General features: G+C 60.5%; 18 protein-coding genes. 16 read left to right on the top strand and 2 right to left on the bottom strand.

What is annotated here, in order from left to right; genetic code table 11:
* Positions 1-63 precede the first annotated feature (63 nt).
* Positions 64-2,511, bottom strand: coding sequence for an acyl-CoA dehydrogenase (locus tag KGB23_RS17110; protein WP_223431919.1), 2,448 nt, complete (start codon positions 2,509-2,511; stop codon positions 64-66).
* Between the two features lie 249 nt (positions 2,512-2,760).
* On the opposite strand from KGB23_RS17110, the gene KGB23_RS17105 reads away from it, so the two are divergent.
* The 4 genes from KGB23_RS17105 (at position 2,761) to KGB23_RS17090 (ending at position 5,929) form a co-directional block, all read left to right on the top strand.
* The gene (locus KGB23_RS17105; protein WP_223431918.1) at positions 2,761-3,420 is read left to right on the top strand and encodes a transglutaminase-like domain-containing protein; all 660 of its coding nucleotides are present in this window, start codon (positions 2,761-2,763) and stop codon (positions 3,418-3,420) included.
* 43 nt (positions 3,421-3,463) lie between these two features.
* Positions 3,464-4,087, top strand: a complete 624-nt coding sequence (locus KGB23_RS17100) for a glutathione S-transferase family protein (protein ID WP_223431917.1) — start codon at positions 3,464-3,466, stop codon at positions 4,085-4,087.
* A 133-nt stretch (positions 4,088-4,220) separates the two neighbouring features.
* Positions 4,221-5,153 (top strand): ABC transporter ATP-binding protein, encoded by a 933-nt coding sequence (locus KGB23_RS17095; protein ID WP_223431916.1) that lies wholly within the window; start codon positions 4,221-4,223, stop codon positions 5,151-5,153.
* Positions 5,150-5,929: an ABC transporter permease gene (locus tag KGB23_RS17090; RefSeq protein WP_149631138.1), complete on the top strand. Its 780-nt coding sequence runs from the start codon at positions 5,150-5,152 to the stop codon at positions 5,927-5,929. Before KGB23_RS17095 ends, KGB23_RS17090 begins: the two co-directional genes overlap by 4 nt.
* Before the next feature lie 172 nt (positions 5,930-6,101).
* Here KGB23_RS17090 and KGB23_RS17085 read toward each other — a convergent pair whose 3' ends face one another.
* Entirely contained in the window at positions 6,102-6,620 is a 519-nt protein-coding gene (locus tag KGB23_RS17085) for a DUF2062 domain-containing protein (protein WP_223431915.1), read from the bottom strand.
* Between the two features lie 135 nt (positions 6,621-6,755).
* Here KGB23_RS17085 and KGB23_RS17080 point away from each other — a divergent pair, with 135 nt between their 5' ends.
* The 12 genes from KGB23_RS17080 (at position 6,756) to KGB23_RS17025 (ending at position 18,203) form a co-directional block, all read left to right on the top strand.
* Positions 6,756-8,978 (top strand): DNA internalization-related competence protein ComEC/Rec2, encoded by a 2,223-nt coding sequence (locus KGB23_RS17080; protein WP_223431914.1) that lies wholly within the window; start codon positions 6,756-6,758, stop codon positions 8,976-8,978.
* 98 nt (positions 8,979-9,076) lie between these two features.
* On the top strand, positions 9,077-9,712 hold the full coding sequence (locus tag KGB23_RS17075; RefSeq protein WP_176471607.1) for a MotA/TolQ/ExbB proton channel family protein: 636 nt from the start codon (positions 9,077-9,079) through the stop codon (positions 9,710-9,712).
* Positions 9,709-10,140 (top strand): ExbD/TolR family protein, encoded by a 432-nt coding sequence (locus KGB23_RS17070; protein WP_223431913.1) that lies wholly within the window; start codon positions 9,709-9,711, stop codon positions 10,138-10,140. The genes KGB23_RS17075 and KGB23_RS17070 overlap by 4 nt, the downstream gene beginning before the upstream one ends.
* A complete protein-coding gene (lpxK, locus tag KGB23_RS17065; RefSeq protein ID WP_223431912.1) occupies positions 10,140-11,150 on the top strand; it encodes a tetraacyldisaccharide 4'-kinase in 1,011 nt (336 codons plus the stop codon). The genes KGB23_RS17070 and lpxK overlap by 1 nt, the downstream gene beginning before the upstream one ends.
* 23 nt (positions 11,151-11,173) lie before the next feature.
* A complete protein-coding gene (locus tag KGB23_RS17060; RefSeq protein WP_007945752.1) occupies positions 11,174-11,359 on the top strand; it encodes a Trm112 family protein in 186 nt (61 codons plus the stop codon).
* Complete coding sequence (kdsB, locus tag KGB23_RS17055) at positions 11,356-12,120, top strand: 3-deoxy-manno-octulosonate cytidylyltransferase (RefSeq protein ID WP_223431911.1); 765 nt, start codon at positions 11,356-11,358, stop codon at positions 12,118-12,120. The genes KGB23_RS17060 and kdsB overlap by 4 nt, the downstream gene beginning before the upstream one ends.
* Positions 12,120-12,584: a low molecular weight protein-tyrosine-phosphatase gene (locus KGB23_RS17050; RefSeq protein WP_223431910.1), complete on the top strand. Its 465-nt coding sequence runs from the start codon at positions 12,120-12,122 to the stop codon at positions 12,582-12,584. The genes kdsB and KGB23_RS17050 overlap by 1 nt, the downstream gene beginning before the upstream one ends.
* Positions 12,581-13,600, top strand: coding sequence for a UDP-N-acetylmuramate dehydrogenase (murB, locus tag KGB23_RS17045; RefSeq protein ID WP_223431909.1), 1,020 nt, complete (start codon positions 12,581-12,583; stop codon positions 13,598-13,600). The genes KGB23_RS17050 and murB overlap by 4 nt, the downstream gene beginning before the upstream one ends.
* Before the next feature lie 244 nt (positions 13,601-13,844).
* The gene (locus KGB23_RS17040) at positions 13,845-14,315 is read left to right on the top strand and encodes a (2Fe-2S)-binding protein (RefSeq protein ID WP_223431908.1); all 471 of its coding nucleotides are present in this window, start codon (positions 13,845-13,847) and stop codon (positions 14,313-14,315) included.
* Positions 14,312-16,633 (top strand): xanthine dehydrogenase family protein molybdopterin-binding subunit, encoded by a 2,322-nt coding sequence (locus tag KGB23_RS17035; RefSeq protein WP_223431907.1) that lies wholly within the window; start codon positions 14,312-14,314, stop codon positions 16,631-16,633. The genes KGB23_RS17040 and KGB23_RS17035 overlap by 4 nt, the downstream gene beginning before the upstream one ends.
* A complete protein-coding gene (locus KGB23_RS17030; RefSeq protein WP_223431906.1) occupies positions 16,633-17,616 on the top strand; it encodes an XdhC family protein in 984 nt (327 codons plus the stop codon). The genes KGB23_RS17035 and KGB23_RS17030 overlap by 1 nt, the downstream gene beginning before the upstream one ends.
* Entirely contained in the window at positions 17,613-18,203 is a 591-nt protein-coding gene (locus KGB23_RS17025; protein ID WP_223431905.1) for a nucleotidyltransferase family protein, read from the top strand. The genes KGB23_RS17030 and KGB23_RS17025 overlap by 4 nt, the downstream gene beginning before the upstream one ends.
* Positions 18,204-18,376 lie beyond the last annotated feature (173 nt).

The raw sequence follows: 18,376 nt of genomic DNA, 5'->3' as shown, positions 1-18,376 counted from the left end.
AAACGGGCGCGGGAGTATAAAGCGCCCGCGCCCTTTTTTACATGGTGGAGGACGCAGGATGGATCAGCGGACCTTTCCTTTGCCCAGCGCCAGCTCCTTTTTGTCGAAATCATCGACATCAATCACCTTGCGCCGCGCCGCTTCGGCGTCACGCAGGGTCTGCGCTTCCCTGGGCTGCAACACGCCAGCTTCAAGCGCTGCATCGATGACGTGTTCCCCGGCGACCGGTTTGACCTGGCCGCTTTTGAGCGCGACATGAAGCTTTTTGCGCAGCGGTTGCGCGGCACTCAGCAGGTTGCACGCATGTTGCAGGGCGCCGACCGGGTCATCAGTGGATTGCGGCCGGTAGCAACCGCCGAGCAACTCTTCCAGGGTCGGATCGCCCTTGGCGCGGCCGATCACCGCCGCCACTTCGGCGCCGAGTTTGTCCGATGGTCCTTTGTGACGACGACCGAACGGGAACACGATCACCCGCAACAGGCAACCCAACACCTTGTTCGGGAAGTTGGTCAGCAGTTCATCCAGCGCTCGTTCCGACTGACCCAGGCTTTCTTCCATGGCCCAGGTAAACAGCGGTGCCATGTACTCCGGTGAATCGAGGTCGTGGTAACGCTTGAGTGCGGCGGAGGCGAGGTACATGTTGCTGAGCACATCCCCAAGACGCGCCGACAGACGTTCGCGTCGTTTCAATTCGCCGCCCAGCAGCATCATGCTCAGGTCGGCAAGCATGGCGAACGCAGCCGCCTGGCGATTGAGAGCGCGGAAGTAACCCTGGCTGAGCTTGTCACCTGGCGCGTGTTCGAAGTGACCGAAACCAAGGTTCAGTACCAGCGTGCTGGCGGCGTTACCCACGGCGAAACCGATGTGTTTGAGCAGCAGGCCGTCAAACTCGGTGAGGGCCTGGTCCTTGTCTTCACGACTGGCGAGGGCCATTTCCTTAAGCACGAAGGGATGGCAGCGAATCGCGCCCTGACCGAAGATCATCAGGTTGCGCGAGAGAATGTTCGCGCCTTCCACGGTGATGAAGATCGGCGCGCCATTCCATTTGCGACCGAGGTAGTTGTTCGGCCCCATGATGATTGCCTTGCCGCCATGAACATCCATGGCGTGGCTGATGCATTCGCGGCCGCGTTCGGTGAGGTGGTATTTGAGAATCGCCGACAGCACCGACGGTTTCTCGCCGAGATCCACAGCGTTGGCGGTCAGCATCCGCGCGGCATCCATCATCCAGGCGTTGCCGCCGATGCGCGCCATGGCTTCCTGAATGCCTTCGAAAGCCGCAATCGGCACATTGAACTGCTCGCGAATCTGGGCGTACTGGCCTGTCACCAGGCTGGTGAACTTGGCCATGCCGGTGCCCACCGCTGGCAGGGAAATGGAACGCCCGACCGACAGGCAATTCATCAGCATCATCCAGCCCTTGCCGAGCATTTCCTGGCCGCCGATGAGGAACTCCAACGGCACGAACACATCCTTGCCGGAGTTCGGACCATTCATGAACGCCGCACCCAGGGGCAGGTGGCGACGACCGATTTCCACACCGGGGATATCGGTCGGGATCAACGCCAGACTGATGCCCAGGTCTTCCTCCTCTCCCAGTAAGTGATCCGGGTCGTAGGCCTTGAACGCGAGGCCGAGCAGGGTGGCGACAGGGCCAAGTGTGATGTAACGCTTTTCCCAGTTCAGACGCAGGCCCAAGGTTTCCTTGCCTTCCCATTCACCTTTGCAGATGACCCCGGTGTCGGGCATGCCTCCAGCGTCGGAACCGGCCAGTGGCCCGGTTAATGCGAAGCACGGGATGTCGTCACCGCGCGCCAGTCGTGGCAGGTAATGGTTGCGTTGTTCGTCAGTGCCGTAATGCAGCAACAGTTCGGCCGGGCCTAGGGAGTTGGGGACCATCACGGTGGACGCGAGGTCGCCGCTGTGGCTCGCCAGTTTCATCGCCACTTGAGAGTGGGCATAGGCCGAGAAACCCTTACCGCCAAACTCTTTGGGAATGATCAGGGCGAAGAAGCCTTGTTCCTTGATGTAGGTCCAGGCTTCGGCCGGCAAGTCCATGGTTTGACCGAGCTGCCAGTCGCTGACCATGGTGCAGAGTACGTCGGTCGGGCCGTCGATGAAGGCCTGTTCTTCTTCGCTCAACTGCGCTTTTGGATAGGACAGCAGTTTGTTCCAGTCCGGGCGACCGCTGAACAGTTCGCCGTCCCACCACACGGTGCCGGCTTCAATGGCATCGCGTTCGGTTTGCGACATCGGCGGCAGGGTTTTCTGGAACCAGCTGAATAGTGGCGCGCTGAAAAATTTGCGGCGCAGGTCGGGCAACAACAATGGCGCAGCCACAGCCGCGATCAACACCCAGAAAATCAGCAACAGCCAGCCTGGCGCGCGGCTGAAAACACTCATCGCCACCAGGTAGACTGCAACGATACCCAAGGCCGGCAGTGGAGCGATGCGTCGGTGGGCTAAAAAAGCAATCCCGACAACCAGAACCAGTATCCACAACAGCAGCATATTTAATCCTCCGTGAAACCAGGGCAAAACCAACTTTCAGAGCTTAGACGGCATCCGCAAAACAGGTTGGTCAGAGCGATGTGATTGAATTCGTGGGAAACCACGGATGAGTTTTGTAGGCCCGGTGGGCAACAGGCCGCGGAAATCGTTCGTTGGGCGGGCGGCAAAGCGCCCATGTTTGGCCGAAACGTCGTTATCTCTGTGCTTAACGTGTCGCTAGACTCGTGGCTTCCCCAGGAGATTGTTCTCATGCACGAGTATCTGAGTCCCGGCCGCTTCATCGATAGTGACCACCCGTCGGTGGTGGAGTTCGCCGAAAAACATCGCGGCAGTCGTCGCGATCCGCTCGAACAGGCGATCAATCTCTATTACGCCGTGCGCGAAGCCGTGCGTTACAACCCTTACACCTTCAGTCGCGACCCGAATACCTTGCGCGGCAGTTATGCGTTGGCGGCGGGGGAGAGTTATTGCGTACCCAAAGCCACGCTGCTGGCAGGTGCAGCCCGGCATTGCGGGCTTCCCGCGCGGATCGGTCTGGCGGACGTGCGTAATCATTTGTCGACGCCACGGTTGCTTGAATTGCTCAAGAGCGATGTGTTCGCCATGCACGGCTATACGGAGCTGTACCTGAACGGCCGCTGGGTCAAAGCCACGCCAGCGTTCAACCAAGGCTTGTGCGAACTGTTCAATGTCGCACCACTGGAATTCGACGGCATCAACGACAGCGTTTTCCATCCGTTCAATCGCGACGGCGAGCCATTGATGGAATACCTGATCGACCACGGCCAGTTCACCGACGTGCCTGAAGCGTTCTTTTTCGAGCACCTTGAGAAGTGCTATCCGCATCTGTTCAGCGACACACTGCCCGCGCTGCTGGGTGACATGCAGAGCGATTTGAGTCGCGCCTGATCCGGCGTATGCTGCCTGCGCATTCATCCATAAAGAGGCGGTCATGCTGAAGATCTGGGGTCGGAAAAACTCGTCGAATGTCAGAAAACCGTTGTGGGCCGCCGAGGAGCTGGGCCTGGCTTATGAAGCCATCGACGCCGGCGGCGCCTTTGGTGTAGTCGATACGCCGCAGTACCGCGCGATGAACCCCAATGGCCGCGTGCCGGTGATTGAAGACGATGGTTTCGTGCTGTGGGAATCCAACACCATCGTGCGTTACCTGATGTCTCGCCACGCCAACGGCACCGCCTGGTATCCAGAGGATCTGCAGGCCCGGGCCTCTGCCGAAAAGTGGATGGACTGGACCACTTCAAGTTTTGCCGGGCCGTTCCGCACAGTGTTCTGGGGCGTATTGCGTACGCCGGAAGGTCAACAGGACTGGCCGGCCATCAACGCCGCGATCAAGGAGTGCGATGGCCTGCTGTCCATGGCCGATCAGGCGCTGGCGACCCAACCGTACCTGTCCGGCGATGAGATCGGCATGGGCGACATTCCTCTGGGCAGTTTCATTTATGCCTGGTTCGAGATGCCGATCGAGCGCGCGCCGCAGCCTCATTTGCAAGCCTGGTATGCACGCCTGAAACAGCGTCCGGCGTATCAGAAAGCGGTTATGACCGCGTTGACTTAATACTCACTATCGACACACTTGACTGTACTTGTGTGGCGGCGACAAGCACCATTGCGCTCGTGCGCCGCGGTTGTATCAGTCGCCGCCCGCCCTTATTTGTCCCTTTCTTCCCTTCTTGGTGCGTAAATCCGATATGAGTTCCGCTCTGTCCATCCGGCAGCTAACCAAAACCTACGGCAACGGTTTCCAGGCCCTGAGTGGTATCGATCTGGACGTCGCCGAAGGTGACTTTTTCGCCTTGCTCGGCCCTAACGGCGCCGGCAAATCTACCACCATCGGCATTCTCTCGACCCTGGTGAACAAGACCAGCGGGACGGTGAATATCTTCGGTCACGACCTGGACAAGAATCCTGCGCAGCTCAAGCGCTCCATCGGCGTGGTGCCTCAGGAATTCAACTTCAACCAGTTCGAGAAAACCTTCGATATCGTCGTGACCCAGGCCGGTTATTACGGCATCCCGCCGAAAATCGCCAAGGAACGCGCCGAGCAGTATCTGACCCAACTGGGCCTGTGGGACAAGCGCGATACGCCGTCGCGTTCACTGTCTGGCGGCATGAAGCGTCGACTGATGATCGCCCGTGCGCTGGTTCACGAACCGCGCCTGTTGATCCTCGACGAACCGACAGCGGGGGTGGACATCGAACTTCGTCGCTCGATGTGGACGTTCCTCACCGAGCTGAACAAGAAAGGCATTACCATCATCCTCACCACCCACTACCTGGAAGAGGCTGAGCAGTTGTGCCGCAACATCGGCATCATCGACCACGGCACCATCGTCGAGAACACCAGCATGAAACAGTTGCTCGGCCAACTGCATGTGGAAACGTTCCTGCTCGACCTCAAAAATACTGTGCAAACGGCACCGCAGTTGCTCGGTTACCCGACCAGGCTGCTCGACAGCCACACCCTTGAAGTTCAGGTCGACAAGGCCATGGGCATCACCGCGCTATTCACCCAATTGGCGCAGCAGAACATCGAAGTGTTGAGCCTGCGTAACAAAACCAATCGCCTCGAGGAGTTGTTCGTGTCCCTGGTGGAGAAAAATCTGTCGAAGGTGGCGGTATGAGTTCTGAGCTGCAACCCAATCTCGTTGCCCTCAACACCATCGTTTACCGAGAGGTCAAACGCTTTACCCGGATCTGGCCGCAGACGCTGCTGCCGCCGGCCATCACCATGGTTCTGTACTTCGTGATCTTCGGCAACCTGATCGGCCGGCAGATCGGTGACATGGGTGGCTTCACCTACATGGAGTACATCGTGCCGGGGCTGATCATGATGTCGGTGATCACCAACTCCTACGGCAACGTGGTCTCGAGTTTCTTCGGCAGCAAGTTCCAGCGTTCCATCGAAGAATTGATGGTGTCGCCCGTGTCGCCGCATACGATTCTGATCGGCTACACCCTGGGCGGCGTGCTGCGCGGCTTGATGGTCGGGATCATCGTGACCCTGCTGTCGCTGTTCTTCACCCAATTGCAGGTGCATCACCTGGGCGTGACCATTCTGGTGGTGGTACTGACGGCGACGATCTTCTCGCTGCTGGGCTTCATCAACGCCGTGTTTGCGCGCAACTTCGATGACATCTCGATCATCCCGACGTTTGTGCTGACACCGCTGACCTACTTGGGCGGGGTGTTCTACTCGATTTCCTTGCTGCCGCCGTTCTGGCAGACCGTGTCCCTGGCCAACCCGGTGCTGCACATGGTCAACGCCTTCCGTTACGGCATTCTTGGCGTTTCGGACATCAGGATCAGCGTGGCGATCACCTTCATGCTGGTGGCGACCGTGGTGTTGTACATCGGTTGCGCACGGCTGCTGGTCAGTGGTCGCGGGATGCGTACCTAAAAGGTTGACCGCGTCGCCTGCTTCGCGAGCAAGCCCGCTCCCACATTAGATCTTCAGTAAACACAGATTTTGCGTTCGACAACGATCAAATGTGGGAGCGGGCTTGCTCGCGAAGGCGCCAGCCCCGACACCACAAAATGAACGGCCTCCCACTGTGGAGGCCGTTTTGCGTTTACTGCATCCGTCTTTTCTGGCGCCGCCGCCACTGCCGCCCGACCCACCAACGCCAGTACATCATGGTCAGGCAATAGGCGAGCACACCGAGCACCAGTCCCGTCACCACCGAGCCGAGTAAAAACGGCTGCCAAAGCGTCGAGAGTTCGCCGCTGATCCATTCCCAGGTCAGCTCGTCCGGCAAATGGCGGGTGGGAACGTCCATCAGCCAGGCACCGGTCTGGTAAGTGCAGAAGAACACCGCCGGCATGGTGATCGGGTTGGTCAGCCAGACCAGGCTGACCGCAATCGGCATGTTGCCGCGCACCATGATGGCGAGAATGGCGGCGAGCAGCATCTGCAACGGAATCGGCAGGAACGCCGCGAACAGACCCACCGCCATGGCCCGTGCGACGGAATGGCGGTTGAGGTGCCAGAGGTTCGGGTCATGCAGCAGGGTGCCGAGAAAGCGTAAGGACTTGTGTTCCCTGATGCTGATCGGGTCTGGCATGTAACGTTTGAATAAGCGCCGGGGCATAAGGCTTCTCGGTCGGTTAAGGCGGCAAGTATGTCTGGATTCTATGAACCGCCCATTCAGACTTTGTGACAATTAATAACGATGCCTGTGCGATTAGCCGGCTATGCCTAGGAGGGGACTCTCAAGGACGGGCGTATGCGCACAGGGATGATGGCGCTGGCGTTGGGTCTGTTGATCCTGCGTTTTTTACCGGTATTACCGCCGGTCTGGTTATGGATGTTGCTGCCGGTAATCGGTTTGATGTTGCTGCCGTTTCGCAGCTATCCACTGGCATTTTTCCTGTTCGGCTTCAGTTGGGCAGGCGCGAATGCGCAGTGGGCGCTGGATGATCGGCTGCCGATCAGCCTCGATGGCGAAACCCGTTGGGTCGAAGGTCGGGTGACGGGATTGCCCCAGAACAATGAGGGCGTCGTGCGTTTCGAGTTGGCGGACGCCCGGTCGCGACATGGCAAGGTGCCGCAACTGCTGCGCCTGGCCTGGTATGACGGGCCGCCGGTCAACAGTGGCGAACATTGGCGACTGGCGGTCAAGTTGAAGCGTCCTGCGGGGCTGCTCAATCCCCATGCCTTCGATTACGACGCCTGGCTGCTGGCGCAACGCATCGGCGCGACCGGGACGGTCAAGGCTGGCGAGCGGCTCAAGGAAGCCCAATGGGCCTGGCGCGACGGCATCCGTCAGCGCTTGCAGGCCGTCGATGCCCAGGGGCGAACGGGAGCGCTGACGGCGTTGGTGTTGGGGGATGGCGCCGGACTGAGTCGCGAAGACTGGCAGGTGCTGCAAGACACCGGCACCGTTCATCTATTGGTGATTTCCGGACAACACATCGGGTTGTTGGCAGGGCTGGTGTATCTGCTGATCGCCGGTCTGGCCCGTTATGGCCTGTGGCCGAAACGCTTGCCTTGGTTGCCGTGGGCCTGTGGACTGGCGTTCGCGGCCGCTCTCGGTTATGGACTGCTGGCCGGTTTCGAGGTGCCGGTGCGGCGGGCCTGCGTGATGATCGGTCTGGTGCTGTTGTGGCGCCTGCGATTTCGTCACCTCGGCGCCTGGTGGCCGCTGTTACTGGCGCTCGACGGTGTTTTGCTGCTGGATCCGCTGGCGAGTCTGCAGCCGGGTTTCTGGCTGTCGTTCGCGGCGGTGGCGGTATTGATCTTCACCTTCGGTGGTCGGCTGGGCCCATGGCGTTGGTGGCAAACCTGGACCCGCGCCCAATGGCTGATCGCGATTGGTCTGTGCCCGTTGCTGCTGGTGCTTGGGTTGCCGATCAGTCTCAGCGGGCCGGTGGCCAATTTGCTGGCGGTACCGTGGATCAGTCTTGTCGTACTGCCTCCGGCATTGCTGGGTACGTTGTTTTTACCCCTTCCTTACGTGGGCGAAGGGTTGCTGTGGTTGGCAGGAGGTTTGATCGACCTTTTGTTCAAGGGCCTGGCTCTGATGGCCGGGTATTTACCCGCGTGGGTGCCAGTGGCGATCCCGTTGTGGATATGGGCACTGGGCACACTCGGTGCCTTTCTACTATTAATGCCTCGGGGTGTGCCGTTTCGCTCGTTGGGTTGGCCGATGCTGCTGTTGCTGGTCTTTCCACCCCGGCAGGTCTTGCCTGAAGGCATGGCCGAAATCTGGCAGCTGGATGTCGGCCAGGGTTTGGCCATCCTGGTGCGCACCCGTCATCACACACTGTTGTATGACGCCGGGCCACGTTTCGGCGATTTCGACCTGGGCGAGCGGGTGGTGCTGCCGACATTACGCAAACTGGGCGCGGAGGGGCTCGATTTGATGCTGATCAGCCATGCTGACGCCGATCATGCGGGCGGCGCCCGGGCCGTTGCCAATGGCCTGCCGGTGAAACGGGTGGTCAGTGGCGATCCCCTGGCGCTGCCGGCCGAGTTGCAGGCGGAAAGCTGCGAGAGCGGCAAGCAATGGGTCTGGGATGATGTGAGGTTCCAGCTCTGGCAGTGGTCTTCGGCCAGCGACAGCAATCAAAAATCCTGCGTCCTGCAGATCGAAGCCAACGGTGAGCGTCTGTTATTGACCGGTGATATAGATGCCGCAGCCGAGCGGGCGCTACTCGACAGTCCTCTGGCCGTCACCACTGATTGGTTGCAGGCGCCGCACCACGGCAGTCGCAGTTCATCTTCCATGGCGCTGCTTTCCGGGCTGCAACCCAAAGCGGTGTTGATCTCCCGCGGTCAGGGCAATTCATTCGGTCATCCCCATCCCACGATCATGGCGCGCTATCGAAAGCGCGGCATATCGATCCATGACAGCGCCGAGCAGGGTGCCATCCGTCTGCAACTGGGACGCTTCAAGCCGCCATGGACGATGCGTCAAGAACGGCGTTTCTGGCGCTCTGCGCAGTAATCCGGAGGGATTAAACACCGACTGGATGCGACATCACGGTCTTCGGTGCGCTCACCCCCTATGTTAGAGTGGCGCACTTTTTCGAGGGGACTGTCACTGTGTGGGAATTGGTCAAATCCGGCGGATGGATGATGATACCGATCATTCTGAGTTCCATCGCAGCCATGGCGATCGTCGCCGAACGTCTCTGGACCCTGCGAGCCAGCCGTGTGACCCCGGAGCATTTGCTCGGGCAGGTCTGGGTCTGGATCAAGGACAAACAACTCAATAAAGACAAGCTCAAGGAACTGCGCGCCAACTCGCCGTTGGGCGAGATCCTGGCTGCTGGCCTGGCCAACTCCAGGCATGGTCGCGAGATCATGAAAGAGTGCATCGAAGAGGCCGCCGCGCGCGTCATCCACGAGCTCGAACGCTACATCAACGCGTTGGGCACCATCGCTGCCATGGCCCCGTTGCTGGGTCTGTTGGGTACGGTGCTCGGCATGATCGACATTTTCAGCGCGTTCATGGGCACGGGCATGGGCACTAACGCTGCGGTGCTGGCCGGTGGTATTTCCAAGGCCCTGATCACCACGGCCGCGGGCCTGATGGTCGGTATTCCGGCGGTATTCTTCCACCGGTTCCTGCAACGCCGCATCGATGAACTGGTGGTGGGCATGGAGCAGGAAGCGATCAAGCTGGTCGAGGTGGTACAGGGTGACCGTGATGTTGACCTGAATGGGGGCAAAGCGTGAAATTCCGCCGCAAACCGCGGGAAACGGTAGACATCAACCTCGCGTCGCTGATCGACGTGGTGTTTATCCTGCTGCTGTTTTTCGTCGTGACCACCACCTTTACCCGTGAAACCCAATTGCGTGTCGATCTGCCGGAAGCGGTCAGCGGTTCACCTGCCGAAGACCAGCAGGTCAAACACGTGGATGTTGCAATCAGTGCCGAAGGCTCCTTCTCGGTGAATAATCAGGTATTGCCAAAGAACGACCTGGCGACCCTGATGGACGCGCTGCAGAAAGAATCCAGTGGCGACACCAACCTGCCGCTGTCCATCAGCGCCGACGGCAAGACTCAGCATCAGTCCGTCATCACCGCCATGGACGCCGCCGGTAAACTCGGTTTCAGCCACCTGCGCATGACCACTGTCGAGGCGGCGCCGCCCGCGCCCTGATGGCCATGTCCGAACGCTTGCTCGCCGCGTGGTACCAAGGTCATCCGGCCTTGAAGCTGTTACAGCCGCTGGAGTGGCTGTATCGGCGCGTGGTCATGAACAAGCGCAAGCGTTTTCTGGCGGGTGAGGGCGAGATCTATCAACCGCCGGTGCCGCTGATCGTGGTCGGTAACATCACCGTCGGCGGCACCGGCAAGACGCCGCTGATTCTGTGGATGATCCAGCACTGCCAACGCAGCGGGTTGCGGGTCGGCGTGGTTAGCCGGGGTTACGGCGCCAAACCGCCGCAACTGCCGTGGCGGGTTGAGGCGGATCAAAGCGCCGATATCGCAGGCGACGAACCGCTGTTGATCGTCCAGCGTACCGGCGTTCCGTTGATGATCGACCCTGACCGCAGTCGTGCCGTCAAAGCACTGCTGGCCAGTGAACCACTGGACCTGATCCTGTCCGACGACGGCATGCAGCATTACCGTCTGGCCCGGGACCTGGAGCTGGTACTGATCGACGCCGCCCGAGGTTTGGGCAACCAGCGCTGCCTGCCCGCCGGGCCATTGCGTGAGCCGGCCGAGCGCCTGCAAAGCGTCGACGCGGTGCTGTACAACGGTGCCGATTCCGATCACGACGGCGGTTTTGCCTTCCAGCTTCAACCCACCGAACTGATCAATCTGCACAGTGGCGAGCGGCGTCCCCTCGACCACTTTCCCGCTGGCCAGGCGTTGCACGCCGTGGCCGGGATCGGCAATCCGCAGCGTTTCTTCACAACCCTCGAAACGCTACACTGGCAGCCAGTTCCGCATGCGTTTGCCGACCACGCCGAATACAGCGTGCAGGCCTTGAATTTCACACCGTCATTGCCGTTGGTGATGACCGAAAAGGACGCGGTGAAGTGCCGTGCCTTCGCCGCTGCCGATTGGTGGTACCTGGCGGTCGATGCTGCGCCATCGCCGGCCTTCGTGGCCTGGTTCGATACGCAGTTGATGCGCCTGTTGCCGGCTCGTCTTTTGCCTTAAATCCATTTATCCAGGGAATGCTCATGGACACCAAATTGCTCGATATCCTCGCTTGCCCGGTCTGCAAAGGCCCGCTCAAGCTCAGCGCCGACAAAACCGAGCTGATCAGCAAGGGCGCAGGCCTGGCTTACCCGATTCGCGACGGCATCCCGGTGATGCTCGAAACCGAAGCCCGCACCCTGACCACCGACGAGCGTCTGGATAAATGACCACAGCCTTTACCGTTGTCATTCCATCGCGTTACGCCTCCACCCGCTTGCCGGGCAAGCCGCTGCTGCTGATCGCCGGCAAGCCGATGATCCAGCACGTATGGGAACAGGCGAGCAAAAGCAGTGCTCAGCGCGTGGTGGTTGCCACTGACGATGCACGCATCGTCGAGGCCTGTAACGGGTTTGGCGCTGAAGTGGTGCTGACCCGCGAAGATCACAATTCCGGCACCGACCGTTTGGCCGAAGTCGCCGCGAAACTGGGCCTGGCGCCCGACGCCATTGTGGTCAACGTTCAGGGTGACGAACCGTTGATCCCGCCAAGCGTGATCGATCAGGTTGCCGCCAACCTGGCCGCCCACACCGAAGCGCGCATGGCCACGCTGGCCGAGCCGATCGAAGACGTGGAAACCCTGTTCAATCCCAACGTGGTCAAGGTCGTCAGCGACCTTAATGGCTTGGCACTGACTTTCAGTCGTGCCACGTTGCCGTGGGCACGCGACGCGTTCGCCAAAAGCCGCGAGCAATTGCCGGAAGGCGTGCCCTATCGTCGGCACATTGGCATCTATGCCTACCGCGCCGGTTTCCTGGATGACTTCGTTAGCTGGGGCCCGTGCTGGCTGGAAAATACCGAATCGCTGGAACAGCTGCGTGCCTTGTGGCACGGCGTGCGGATTCACGTCGCCGACGCGCTGATTGCACCGCCGACGGGCGTCGATACCGTCGAAGACCTTGAGCGCGTTCGTCGCCTGCTGGAGGCCTGATGCGGGTTTTGTTTGTCTGCCTGGGCAACATCTGCCGTTCGCCCACGGCTGAAGGCGTGTTGCGACACAAACTGCGCGAAGCGGGGCTGGTCGATCAAATCGAAGTGGCCTCCGCCGGCACCGGTGACTGGCACGTCGGCAAGGCGCCGGATAAGCGCAGTCAGGCGGCGGCCAAGCTGCGCGGTTATGACCTGTCCGCTCAGCGCGCCCAGCAAGTGTCCCGCGCCGATTTCGCCACCTACGACCTGATTCTGGCGATGGACCACAGCAACTTGCGCAACCTCAAGGCCTTGCAACCGGCCAAGGGCAAGGCCGAGCTGGACCTGTTCCTGCGTCGCTACCAGTCGGAAATCGATGAAGTGCCGGATCCGTACTACGACGGCGACCAAGGCTTCGAGCAGGTGCTGGACCTGATCGAGCGCGCCAGTGATTTGCTGGTGATCGAATTGAAGGGACGGTTATGAGTTTGCAGGTTCAACCCCGGGTTTCGCTCAAACCGTTCAACACCTTTGGCGTCGATGTTCAGGCCCGGCTGTTTGCCGAAGCCCACAGCGATGCCGACGTGCGTGAAGCCCTGGCTTATGCGGTAGAGCATGACGTGCCGCTGCTGGTGATTGGTGGTGGCAGCAATTTGCTGCTGACGGCCGATATCCAATCGCTGGTGCTGCGCATGGCCACGCGCGGGATTCGCATCCTCAGTGATGACGGCAGCAAAGTCGTGATCGAAGCCGAAGCCGGCGAGCCTTGGCATCCGTTCGTGCAGCACACTCTGGCGCAGGGTTTGTCGGGCCTGGAAAACCTCAGTCTGATTCCCGGCACCGTCGGTGCGGCACCGATGCAGAACATCGGCGCCTATGGTGTGGAGATCAAAGACGTATTTGCCGGCCTGACCGCTCTGGATCGCCAGACCGGCGACCTGCGGGACTTCACCCTGGAAGAATGCAACTTCGCCTACCGCGACAGCCTGTTCAAGCAGGAACCGGGGCGTTGGTTGATCCTGCGGGTACGTTTCATCCTGGACCGCGCCGCGCACCTGCATCTGGAATACGGCCCGGTGCGCCAGCGCCTGACCGAGCAAGGTATCGATCACCCGACCGCCACCGATGTCAGCCAGGCGATTTGCAGCATCCGCAATGAAAAGCTTCCAGACCCGGCAGTGCTCGGCAATGCCGGCAGCTTCTTCAAGAATCCGTTGGTGCCAGCGGCGCTCGTCGCGCAACTCAAAGGTGAATACCCGGATCTGGTGGCCTACGCGCAACCCGACGGGCAGATGAAACTGGCGGCGGGGTGGCTGATCGAGCGGGCCGGCTGGAAAGGTTTCCGTGACGCCGACGCCGGTGTGCATAAATTGCAGGCGTTGGTGCTGGTCAACTACGGCAACGCGACTGGTCTGCAATTGCTGAGCCTGGCGCAACGCATCCAGAAAGACATTTCAGAACGTTTCCATGTTGACCTGGAAATGGAGCCCAATCGGTATTGAGGCTACGCTTTCAAGACTGATCTCAAAGCCCTGCACACGTTTAACGGTGCAGGGCTTTTTTGTTAATGCTGGGTTAACTTAGCCACCTAACGATGCAAACGCTTGCTCCATCAAAGGCCCGATGCAGACGCTACCGTCCGCATAAGAGAGCCTCATTAGCCTGAGCCGATCTGCGTGATACCAACCGCCAACCCCAGGCGGCAGATTGCTCGACCCCATAACCAATAACTATGCGGGCGTGCCCATGATTACCCTGAAGCTCAATGGTCAAGACCATCAACTCGATGTTACCGAGGACATGCCGCTGCTCTGGGCGATCCGCGACGTGGCCGGTTACAACGGCACCAAATTCGGCTGCGGCATGGGCCTGTGCGGCGCCTGCACCATTCATATCGAAGGCGCTCCGGCGCGCAGTTGCATCACTCCGATCGGTTCGGTGGTCGGCCAGAACGTCACCACCGTCGATAACCTTCACGCCGACCCGGTCGGGCAAGTCGTCCAGCAAGCCTGGCTCGACACCGCCGTGGCCCAGTGCGGTTTCTGTCAGGGCGGGCAGATCATGTCGGCGACAGCGCTGCTCAAGACCAACCCGAACCCCAGCGACGAACAGATCGAAGAGGCGATGGTCGGCAACATTTGCCGCTGCGGCACTTACAACCGCATCAAGACCGCCATCCGCCAGGCGTCCACTCACCTGAAGGAGGCCAAGGCATGAGCCAGTTACCGAATGATTTCGCGCTGAGCAACCTCAGTCGCCGCGGTTTCCTCAAAGGCGTTGGCGCCACCAGTGCGTTGGTTTTGGTGGCGAGTTGGGGCTGGCAAGACGCTTTCGCTGCGGAGAAAGAGAAGAAATTCGGCGCCGATGGCATGCCCAACGGCTGGATCGACGATCCGAAGGTTTACGTCAGCATGGCCGCTGACGGCACGGTGACCGTGGTCTGCAACCGTTCGGAAATGGGCCAGGGTGTGCGCACCAGCCTGACGATGGTGGTGGCCGATGAGCTGGAAGCCGACTGGGCGATGATGAAGGTGCAACAGGCGCCGGGCGACGAAGTGCGCTTCGGTAACCAGGACACCGATGGCTCGCGCAGCATGCGCCACTGGTACGAGCCGATGCGTCGCTGCGGTGCTGCCGCGCGGACCATGCTTGAACAAGCCGCTGCAAATCAGTGGAAAGTGCCGGTCAGCGAATGCCATGCACAGCTGCATAAAGTCTTCCATAAACCGTCCGGCCGTGAATTGGGTTACGGCGCTTTGGCCGCTGCAGCCGGTGCGCTGGCGGTACCGGCGCGTGACAGCCTGCGGCTCAAGCAACCGTCGGAATTCCGCTATATCGGCAAGGAAGGCACCAAGGCTATCGACGGTGCCGATATCGTCAATGGCCGCGCCATTTACGGTGCAGACGTGCATTTCGACGGCATGCTCTACGCCACCATTGCGCGCCCTGCGGTGTACGGCGGCAAGGTTAAGTCCGTCGACTCCAGCGCTGCGATGAAAGTCCCGGGCGTGATCAAGGTTGTGCAGATCGAAGGTCATCCGCTGCCGTCGGAGTTTCAGCCGTTGGGCGGCGTGGCCGTGGTGGCCAGTAATACCTGGGCGGCGATCAAGGGCCGCGAAGCGCTGAAAATCGAGTGGGACGATGGCCCCAACGCCAGCTACGACTCGATCGCTTACCGCAAGGAAATTGAGGCTGCATCCCTCAAACCCGGCAAAGTGGTGCGCAATACCGGCAACATCGACGAAGCCATGGGCAGTGCCAACAGCACGCTCGAAGCGTCCTATTACCTGCCGCACCTCACGCAGGCGCCCATGGAACCGATGGTCGCCATCGCCCGCTTCAAGGACGGTGTGTGCGAAGCCTGGGCCCCAAGCCAGGCGCCACAAGTCTCCCGTGAACGAATTGGCGAACGTCTCGGCATTCCGTTCGATAACGTCACCTTTAACGTCACTTTGCTGGGCGGCGGTTTCGGTCGTAAATCCAAACCGGACTTCATCATTGAAGCTGCGATCCTTGCCAAGGAGTTCCCTGGCAAGGCCGTGCGGGTGCAATGGACCCGTGAAGACGACATCCACTGCTCCTATTTTCACACGGTGTCGGCCGAGTACCTGAAGGCCAGCCTGAACAAGGACGGCCTGCCGTCCGGCTGGTTGCACCGCACCGTGGCGCCGAGCATCACCGCGTTGTTTGCGCCGGGCATGAACCACGAGGCGGCCTTCGAGCTGGGCATGGGCTTTACCAACATGGCTTACGCGATCCCCAACGTGCGCCTGGAAAACCCGGAAGCGGCGATTCACACACGCGTCGGCTGGTATCGCTCGGTGTCGAACATTCCTCACGGTTTTGCGATTCAGAGCTTTGTCGATGAACTGGCGCACAAGGCCGGTCAGGATCCTCTCAAGTACCAGATCAAATTGCTCGGCCCGGACCGGCAGATCGATCCGCGCACCTTGAGTGAAGAGTGGAACTACGGCGAATCGCCCGAGCGTTATCCGATCGACACCGCACGTCTGCGTACGGTGCTGGAAACCGCCGCCAAAGCCGCCGGTTGGGGCCGCGAGTTGCCCAAGGGCCGAGGCCTGGGGCTGGCGGTGCATTACAGTTTCGTGACCTATGTGGCGGCGGTGATCGAGGTCGAAGTCAAAGACGACGGCACGCTGATCGTGCACAAGGCCGACATTGCGGTGGATTGCGGTCCGCAGATCAACCCCGAGCGTATTCGTGCGCAGTTCGAAGGCGCCTGTGTCATGGGTCTGGGCAACGCGGTGCTGGGGGAAATCAGCTTCAAGGACGGCAAGGTCCAGCAGGACAACTTCCATATGTACGAAGTGGCGCGCATGTCCCTGGCACCGAAGGAGGTCGCGGTTCATCTGGTCACGCCGCCAGGCAACGTGCCATTGGGCGGGGTTGGTGAACCGGGCGTGCCACCGATTGCGCCTGCGCTGTGCAACGCAATCTTTGCCGCCACCGGCAAGCGCATCCGTGACCTGCCGGTTCGCTATCAGCTGCAAGGTTGGCAGAAGGCGCAAGCCTGATGGACAGCGTCGATCTGAATGTCCTGCGCAGCGTGCTGGAATGGCGCCGCGCCGGTCAACGGGTGGTGTTGTACAGCGTGGTCCAGACCTGGGGCACCGCGCCTCGGGCCCCTGGCGCCATGCTGGCCTTGCGTGAAGATGGTGTGGTGATTGGCTCGGTGTCCGGTGGTTGTGTCGAAGACGATTTGATTGCCCGGCTGCACGACGGTCGTATTCCCGCCGATGGGCCGCCGGTGCAATTGATCACTTACGGCGTCACCCGTGAGGAGGCGGCACGCTTCGGTTTGCCGTGCGGCGGCACCTTGCGCCTGACCGAGGAGCGGGTCGGCGATCCGGCTTGGGTCGCCGAGTTGCTGGCGCGCTGCGAGGCGCATGAGATTGTTGCTCGCTCGCTCAGTGTCGAGACGGGTGAAGTCATTCTGCAGCCGGCTGACAAGACGGATGTCCTGACGTTCGATGGCAAGAAGTTGCGGGCCATTTACGGTCCGCGTTGGCGGCTATTGCTGATCGGCGCCGGGCAGTTGTCCCGTTATGTCGCCGAGATGGCGCGGCTGCTGGATTTCGAAGTGCTGATCTGCGATCCGCGCACCGAGTTCGTTTACGGCTGGGAAGAGCAGCACGGGCGATTTGTTTCGGGCATGCCCGATGACGCAGTGCTGAGCATCCAGACTGACGAGCGTACGGCCATCGTCGCGCTGACCCACGATCCTCGACTCGATGACATGGCGCTGCTCACGGCACTGGATTCCAGGGCGTTTTATGTCGGTGCTCTGGGTTCCCGGGTCAACAGCCTTAAGCGCCGGGATAACCTCGCTCAGCTAGGCTTGTCACATGAGGCAATCGAGCGGCTGCATGGTCCGATCGGTTTGCACATCGGCAGCCACACACCGGCGGAAATCGCCTTGTCGCTGCTGGCTGAAATCGTGGCGATCAAGAACGGCGTCGAGCTCAAGCAGAAGAAGCCGTTGCAGGAGGTGGTATGAGTGAACCGATCGGCGTCATCGTTTTGGCTGCGGGGCAGGGCAGTCGGTTTCGACAGGAGGCCGGTGCCGAGAGGGACAAGCTGGTGGCGGATTGTACGGGGCGCGAGGGTGCTGTTCATTCGATGATCGAGCAAGTGCTGGTGAATTTGCCGGCCTCCCTTGAGAAGCGCGTCCTGGTGACCACTGTGGATCGACCACAAGTGATCCGCATGGCCAAGGCTTATGGTTGCGAGATTGTGCTGATCGAATCGACCGGCATGGGCGACAGCATCGCGGTCGGGGTGGCGGCGTGTCCGCAGCTCAGTGGCTGGCTGATTGTGCTGGGGGATATGCCGTTTGTCCTTCCCGCGAGTATTGAACGTGTGGTGGCGGGGATTGCCGATGACGCCGTCAGTGTTCCGGTGCATCAAGGCGAGTATGGGCATCCAGTGGGATTTGGGCGCAGCTTTGGTCCGGCGTTGATGGCGTTGTCCGGTGATCGAGGGGCCAAGGCGTTGTTTGCGCAGGCGAGGGTGGTCGAGGTGGCCGTGGACGATCCCGGGGTGTTGTGGGATGTGGATGTGCCAGAGAAATTGATCTTCCAGTAGCCTCGACACAGATCCAATGTGGGAGCGGGCTTGCTCGCGAAAGCGGTGAATCAGCTTGCATCAATGTCGAATGTTAAACCGCTTTCGCGAGCAAGCCCGCTCCCACATTGGATCACCGTGATATTTACGGGCATAAAAAAAGCCCCGCCTGGATCACCAGGCGGGGCTTTTTA

It is taken from the genome of Pseudomonas sp. GL-B-26, from assembly GCF_019947405.1.
Lineage (GTDB): Bacteria > Pseudomonadota > Gammaproteobacteria > Pseudomonadales > Pseudomonadaceae > Aquipseudomonas.
Note: the sequence above shows the minus strand (reverse complement) of the source record. Positions and strands in the feature narration are given on the sequence as shown.